Raw genomic sequence first — 6,931 nt, 5'->3', positions numbered from 1 at the left:
ACTTCACGCGCGCCATCGAACTCGATTCCGAGAAGGCGTGGGTGTACGACAATCGTGGGCAGACGTATTGCTCGATGGGCCGGTATGAGGAGGCGCTGGCGGACTTCGCGCGCGCCATCGAACTCGATCCCGACTGCACGTGGGTGTACATCCGCCGTGGGCAGACCTACCGCATCCTGGGTCGATACGAGGAGGCGGTGGCGGACTTCGCGCGCGCCATCGAACTCCAGCCCGAGAATGGATGGGCTTTCGCTGGCAGAGGGGTGACCCTCCGCTATCTAGGCCGGTACGAGGAGGCACTAGCCGACCTCACGCGGGCCCCCGAACTCGAGCCTGACAACTCCTGGTTCCGCTACGAGAAGGCAGTCGTGCTCCACGCCCTCGTACATCCCGACCGCGACGCGCAGCTGGCCCGCGCGCTCGACCTCTTTGCGCCGGGATCGGCCGCGGCTGGCGAGGACGAGATCCCGGACAAGGGCAACCTCTTCCTCGTCAACTGCCTTCTCCCGGGCAGGGACGAGGCCGAGCGCCGACTGGCGGACTTCCTCGACAGCGGTCCGTCCCGCGGCCAGGTCGGCGAGCTGATCGCGGCCGTCACTAGCCTAGTTGACGTGATCCCGTCGGAGGTGGCCCAGTTGACGTCCTTCGTCCGGCGGCTGGAGCTGCTCCGGTGACCCCATCTCCGTACGCCTCGTGTGACCGGGCTCGTAGAACTGCTGGGCGAGTGCGGCCTGGTTGTAGGCGTTACGCAGAGCTACTTGCCACTTTGCGGCAGTTTCGGGAGCACAAGGCACAGAGCCCCGTGGGTTCAGGGAAACTGAAGGCTCTTCAGCGGAAACCCAAGGGTCGGATGGTGTGCTCTGCAGGGATTGACCCGTGAGTTCAATCCGACTCACGGCGAGGCGTGCTGGCTCGCGGGCGGTGTGGCCTCGCGGAGATGCTCCTCAACCGGACCCAGGGGCTGGTCGTGGGCCAGGACGATTTCATCCGCGAGGTTGAGGACGCGGATGGCCCCAGTCTCGAACTGCAGGGTGATGCCGATGGCGAAGTCGTAGTTCTCATGCTGGTAGCGGATCTCTCGGACGGCGAGGATCCGCTGGCCGACGAAGCGGGTCATGGGGAAGTCGGGCAGGTCGTCCTCGACCGTGGTGTGGCCGTATTCGTCCATGTCGTAGGGGCCGTGGGGCTGGTCGATCTCCATGGACAACCCGTCGCCCGGCGTGTGGAACCGCACGGGACCAAGGCCGTCCATGTGCAACCACATGTGCAGGAGGGAGGGCTCGGTCTCCTGGTAGTGGTGCCAGGATGTCGTCACCTGCAATAGGCGTTTGCCGACAAGCTCCTCAGCGTTGATCATCCACTGATGCTTTCACGGCGTTCAACGACTCGATACTGGTTTCCAGGAGGCGCCGGGCCGAGTCCGCGTAGCGGATGGCGGTCTTCTCGTCGATGCCGAAGACGAGGGCGAGGTGGAGCGGGTCGGCGCCGTGGGTGAGGGCCTCTTCGAGCTGGCGGTCAACGCGGAGCCGTTCGAGGGTGGCGGTGAGGTTGCGGGTGGCCCGGGTGGTCCAGAGCCTGCCGGCCGGGCCGAGTTCGACGGCGGTCTTCTGGGTGATCAGCAGGTGCGGGTTGGCGGTGTTCGGCCAGCGGGTTCGGCGGTAGTTGAGCCAGCCCAACAGGGCGTGGTGAGTCAGATCGTCGAGTGGACGGACGTGCCCGCCCACGGTGATGCGCCGGTTGCCGAGGTCGATGTCGTCCAGCTGCATTGTGCGGATCGTCTTCGGCCGTGCCGCGTGGACAGCGGCCAAGGCCACGACGAGCCGGACGTCCGGAGTGGTGGCGGTGGCGACGGCATGGTCGATGTCGGCCTGGGGAAGCGACTGGATGACGCCGCCCTCCTGTCGCGGGACGCGGATCCGCAAGGTGGGGTTGCGGAAGACTTGCCCGTTCTTCTTCGCGTGGCGAAACAGCGATCGCAGCGCGACGACCCGGCTCTCCCGTTGCTTGCCGCTGGCGGCGTCCCTGGTCGCGATGATGTCCTCGCGGCTGACCTCCCGCAGGTGGTCGTAGCGGTCGGACCACTCCAGCAGGACGGGCTGGATCTCGTTCAGATAGGTCCATGCGGTCTGCCGGGCACGAGGCTCGGACCTGGGCCCACCGCCGAGCAGGGTTCGGGCCCAGGACTCGACCTCGTCGCGGATGCCCTGGGCGACGTCGTGGAGCTTGCGGTCCAGCCAGCGGTCGACCGCTGAAGCGCGATCGTCGGTGAACAAGCCCAGCTGGTCGAGGACTTCAGCGGTCCGATTGACCGACAGGCCGCGACCCCGCAGTGCGGGGAAGATCTCGGAGTACCGGATCGACTCGCCCTCGATGTGGCCGGACAGGACGATGACCAGCGCCCGGTCGACGTCGCTGGCCACCCAGCAGCTCCACCCGCGCGCCTCACCAAGTGCCTTGGCCGCCCGGCGTGCGCGGGCAAGGTAGGGGTTGGCCAGGTCGGCATGGCGTTCCCGGTCGAAGTGGCGGTAGTCGCGGTTCGCGGTGAACAGTGGCAGCTGGACCCAGCCCGCCGGCCTGGGCGGCGGTGTGGGCTCCGGGGCTCGCTTGAGGACACGACGCCCCTGCTTGCCGACCGGGGGTCCGCCGTTGCGGGGTCGCTGCAGGTTCGCGAAGAACAGCTGCTGGCAGGACACCTGCCGCAGGTAGGGCTCCAGCAGCGAGGCCCTGCCGCTGGCCTTGATCGCCCAAGTGGCCTGGGCCCGGCAGAGGCGGCAGTAGCCGTGCCTGCTGTCCACGGGGACCTCGCGCTCGCAGGCCAAGCACCGTCCGACGCTGTTCAGTTGGCCGTAGGTGTAACAGCCGCGGCAGAACCGGCTGGGCAGCTGCCCCCAGGCGAAGCAGCCTTCGCATGAGGCCGGAGCCTTCGTGTCGCTGATCTTGCTCATCTCGCCGCAGTCCCTGTCAGTCCGGCGGGAGAGAGCGGCCGTCCCGGCGCTTGGGCACTACCGCCGGGGAGACGGTGGCGCCGACCGCTACTCGCCCGGCCTCCTGCCGCCCGGGGCGGGAGACCTTGTCCGGCTCCGGGATCAGCAGGTCGCCGATCTCGCAGCCGAGCACGACGCAGACCACGTCCAGGTCCTCCAGCTTGAGAGAGACCGGCTGACCCGACCACAACCCGGACATCTTCCCGGCCGAGATCACCAGGCCGTGCTCGGCCAGCATCCGCTGCAGCTCGGACGCCTTCCAGATGCCCTTGTTCGCGGCGGTCAGCCGCAGGTTCCACTTCATCCCATCAGTCCTTCCAGCCGCTTCGCGGCCCGCACTGTTGCCCGGCGAGCCAGGCGTCCTCAACCCGGGTCTGCTGAACGTGGATGTACCGCATCGTCGTGGCGATCCAGGAATGTCCCAAAACCTCCTGAATTGCGACCAGGTCCAGGCCGCCCAGGTAGAGCTCGGAAGCGCAGAAGTGCCGCAGGACGTGCGGGGTCAACTTCTCTTCCCAGCTCGGGAGATGAGCCCCGGCGGCAGCGGCCAGGCCGTTCCGCAGGGCGTCGTCGCCGACCCGGTGCGAGGAGCCGTCCGCGCATCTGCGCTCGGAGGGGAACAGCGGGGCGCCGGGGCGGGCGTGGTCGTCATCGAACTGGCCCCAGACGTCCTCGATGAACCACCGCAGGGTCCGGTCCGCGCCGTTGATCAGTGGCACCATTCGCTCGCGTGGCCCCGAACCGCGGGCGCCCTTGCCCAGGCGGACGTGCAGCTTGCCGAACCGTCCGAGCTCCCATTTGATGTCGTCCAGGTCGAGCCCACACGCTTCGCTCACCCGCAGTCCGACCTGGGACATCAGCTTCGCCGCGGTGTAGTTCCTCGCGGTCGGGGCGAACTTGCGGCAGGTCGCCAGCTCGCCGCCCCAGCCGGTGAACAGCCGGCCGATCTCCGGCGCGGTCGGCGGGATCCGCAGCTGGGCGTCCTTGGAGCCGCGCGGGCGGTTCATCTCGTCGATCGGGCATTCGACCACGCGCCCGGTCATCTGGTGGATCTCGACCTTGTGCCGCGGCTCCAGGAACAAGAAGTACGTACTCAGTGCCTGCGACCGGGCCAGGCGGGTGCCACTGGGCGAGCCCCGCAACACCCGCCCGAAGTACGCGTCCGCGTCGACCGGCTTCATGTCCCACAACGGACGGCCGAACCACGTCCTCACCTGCTCCAGGTGCCCGACGTCGCCGCGGATCGTGCCGTCCATCAGCCCGGCCGACGCCCGGGCCAGGACGAAACCGGCCAGCACGTCGGTCTCGAACCGCTCCAGTTCCTCCGCCGAGACCGGCTCGCGGTACTCGCGCAGGTCCCGTACCACCGCCAGCGCCGTCAACCCGCGCCTCCTCGCCTTCGACCGGACCGCAGATCGGTCGGACGAGCTGAGAACGCTTCAGGAATCCCGAAGTTACGTCACCGGCCGACGACTCACTCGAAGGAGGAAGAAGCCCCTGGCCACGGCCTCGGACGCTCAGCAGGGCTCAGAAGAACTCGCGGGATGTCGCACAGACCAGCGGACTCCAATCCAGCCGATCAGACCCGCACACCCCCCGGATTCGGGCCGTCCGGGCGGTGCGCGCCACGGGCAATGGGGTGCGCGGCGCGCATCGCCCGCCTGGTCCTGCCAGGGCGCCGCTGTCCGTCTGGGGCCGGGCGACCTCTCGCGCACGGCTACGGAAGAGGTGTCGTCCGGGGCCAGGGGCTGCCCAGGCGTCCCGGCCTGCGCCGACCGGCGGGCTTGCCGAGACCGTCACGGGCTGATCCGCCCCGGGGCCCGCCAGGTCGCCACCATCCGGTGGTGGGGCAGTCCTTCGACGTAGGTACCATCGCAGGCGGCACCGCAGGTGCCACCGTAGGCAGTCCCGCAGGTACCACCATAGGTTCCCCGCCGCTCCCACCGCGCTCCGCGCGTTTCCGCAGGTCAGCAGCCATTTCGAGGCGGCCGGAAAATCCGACAACCCATTCTGTCCATCCCTTTCCCCGGCTTGCTGGTAGGTGGTGGGGCGGTGGTGGGTGACGGTTCGGCCGGCAGGGGTCTGACCCTGCGGGGCCGTGATGGTTGGTGAGCGCCCGGCGAACGCCGGACGCCCCCACGCGGCCCGGGAACGGTCCTTCCCGGGCCTCCTGATGCAGCTCCCGATGTAGCTCCCGCTGTGACTCCTGATGTAGCTCCTGATGCCAGCACCCCCGTGGACGAACTGCGGGAGGAGGCCGACCGTATCCAGGCCGAGCTGGCCGCCGCCGCCACGGCGTGAACCACCAGGCCATCACCGGTCCCGACGGCAGACTGCGGACGCCGCCCTGCCAGGCCTGCACGAGGGCGCGCACGGGCCGTTTCTGCCGGTAGCTTGCGCAGTGGCTCTGCCGGCCAGGCCCCGTACATCACTCCGGGGCCTAGACATGCTCTGTGCCGGAACTGCTTCGTGTAGAACCCGTTGCGGAGACAAGCGCATCACACTGCTCGTTGGGTCGGATGTACTGTCGGCCGGGGGTTTGGCGAAGTGCAGTCTGATGCATTGTCAACGGTGAAGGGGGACAGATGACGGGCATTGAGATCGCGGTCGGGTACGTTTTCGCTTGGGCAGTGCGCAAGGCGGGTCGGGTGGCCCACCGGGCGGACGCGGAAGTGGACCGAGGACTGGACGCCGGGATGGACCGGCTACACGACCTGGTCAGCCGCAAGTTGAGCCACGATTCCTCGTTGCAACGCCTACACGACGAGGCGGCGGCCGGGCACGCGGAGCCCACCGCGCGTACCCGTCAGCGCCTGGAACTCGCGCTGGAGGACGCAGCAGAGCATGACGCCGAGTTCGCCGACGCCCTCCAGCAGGCCGTGGACGGGCTTCGGGTAGCCGCCAGCCCGTCCGGTGGGGTGTCAGCGGGTGGCGGCGGACAGGCAGTGGGTGGCGACGCCGTGATCCGCGCCGACCATGGGTCCGTCGCCGCCTTGCGTACAGGGGACGTGACGATCGGAAACCCTCCGCAGCCGGGGGCGCCGCAGGACTGAGCGCACCCGGTGCCACCCCCGCCCCGCAAATCACTGCGAACACTGTCGTTTACGCCGAGGACCACGCGCTGGCTGTCCTGCGCGCTGACAGGGTCTACCAGGTTGCCCCGCCACGCGCTCCTGTCGCATGGCCGCACCAGGTCGGGCGTATACCGTCGCGAGTGGGCCGCTTCCGGGACCGCGCTGTTGCGACTGCGCTGAGAGAAGCGGCGGGGGAGGGGATGGCGGCACGCTGCCAGCTGCTTGTCGGAATGGGTGGGGTCGGCAAGACCCAGCTCGCTGCCGACTACGCCCGGCACGCTTGGCAGCTCCAACAGATCGATCTGATGGTCTGGATCACCGCTGCCACCCGCCAGGCCGTCATCGACGCCTATGCGAAAGCCGGAGCCGATGTCCGGGGGGCGGACACAGCCGACCCGCACCGCGGCGCAACGGAGTTCCTTGCCTGGCTAGAGGCCAAACCAGGAGTAGCACCGTGCCGCTGGCTTATTGTGCTCGACGATGTCGCCGACCCCGGCGACCTGACCGGTCTGTGGCCACCCGCCAGTCCCTACGGTCGGACCCTGGTCACAACCCGGCGCCGCGACGCGGCCCTGAGTCGGCACGGCCGTGCACTGGCGGTGGGTGTGTTCACCCCTGACGACGCGACGGCCTACCTCACGGAAGTCCTGGCTGGCGCAGGACGCCACGAGCCCGCCGCCCAGCTCGCTGCCCTCTCCAACGACCTGTGAGCTTCCCCCGCTGCGCGGGAGGCGTTGATTACCTGGTCAGGACGGGTGTGGGTGGTTCGACGGTCACCGGTTCGGCCGTCGCCTGGTCGGCGTAGAACTTCGCCTCGTACTCGTCGGGGCTGAGCCAGCCCAGGCGCTTCTGGATGCGGCGGGTGTTGTACCA

The 6,931-nt window shown here is 68.8% G+C and carries 7 protein-coding genes; 3 read left to right on the top strand and 4 right to left on the bottom strand.

Going from position 1 to position 6,931, the window contains the following annotated elements:
• Nucleotides 1-674: tetratricopeptide repeat protein (locus ACZ3YL_RS36070; protein WP_465661681.1), on the top strand; the 674-nt coding region annotated here is incomplete at its 5' end.
• 218 nt (nt 675-892) lie between these two features.
• Here the strand turns inward: ACZ3YL_RS36070 and ACZ3YL_RS36065 are convergent.
• From ACZ3YL_RS36065 to ACZ3YL_RS36050, 4 genes are all read right to left on the bottom strand, one after another.
• Nucleotides 893-1,357 (bottom strand): hypothetical protein, encoded by a 465-nt coding sequence (locus ACZ3YL_RS36065; protein ID WP_465661679.1) that lies wholly within the window; start codon nt 1,355-1,357, stop codon nt 893-895.
• Nucleotides 1,344-2,795 (bottom strand): hypothetical protein, encoded by a 1,452-nt coding sequence (locus tag ACZ3YL_RS36060; protein ID WP_465661678.1) that lies wholly within the window; start codon nt 2,793-2,795, stop codon nt 1,344-1,346. The genes ACZ3YL_RS36065 and ACZ3YL_RS36060 overlap by 14 nt, the downstream gene beginning before the upstream one ends.
• A gap of 166 nt (nt 2,796-2,961) precedes the next feature.
• Nucleotides 2,962-3,288 (bottom strand): helix-turn-helix domain-containing protein, encoded by a 327-nt coding sequence (locus ACZ3YL_RS36055; RefSeq protein WP_465661676.1) that lies wholly within the window; start codon nt 3,286-3,288, stop codon nt 2,962-2,964.
• A 4-nt stretch (nt 3,289-3,292) separates the two neighbouring features.
• Nucleotides 3,293-4,366 carry a tyrosine-type recombinase/integrase gene (locus ACZ3YL_RS36050; protein WP_465661674.1) on the bottom strand — a complete coding sequence of 358 codons (1,074 nt, stop codon included), beginning with the start codon at nt 4,364-4,366 and terminating at the stop codon, nt 3,293-3,295.
• Nucleotides 4,367-5,569: 1,203 nt separating this feature from the next.
• Between ACZ3YL_RS36050 and ACZ3YL_RS36045 the strand changes: the two genes are divergently transcribed.
• Both ACZ3YL_RS36045 and ACZ3YL_RS36040 read left to right on the top strand, forming a co-directional pair.
• A complete protein-coding gene (locus tag ACZ3YL_RS36045) occupies nt 5,570-6,037 on the top strand; it encodes a hypothetical protein (RefSeq protein WP_465661672.1) in 468 nt (155 codons plus the stop codon).
• Nucleotides 6,038-6,258: 221 nt separating this feature from the next.
• Nucleotides 6,259-6,768, top strand: a complete 510-nt coding sequence (locus ACZ3YL_RS36040; protein WP_465661670.1) for an NB-ARC domain-containing protein — start codon at nt 6,259-6,261, stop codon at nt 6,766-6,768.
• Nucleotides 6,769-6,931: the final 163 nt, after the last annotated feature.

It is taken from the genome of Kitasatospora sp. NPDC023176, assembly GCF_055560495.1.
The sequence above is the reverse complement of the archived record's forward strand: the minus strand, read 5'-3'. Positions and strand labels throughout refer to the sequence as shown.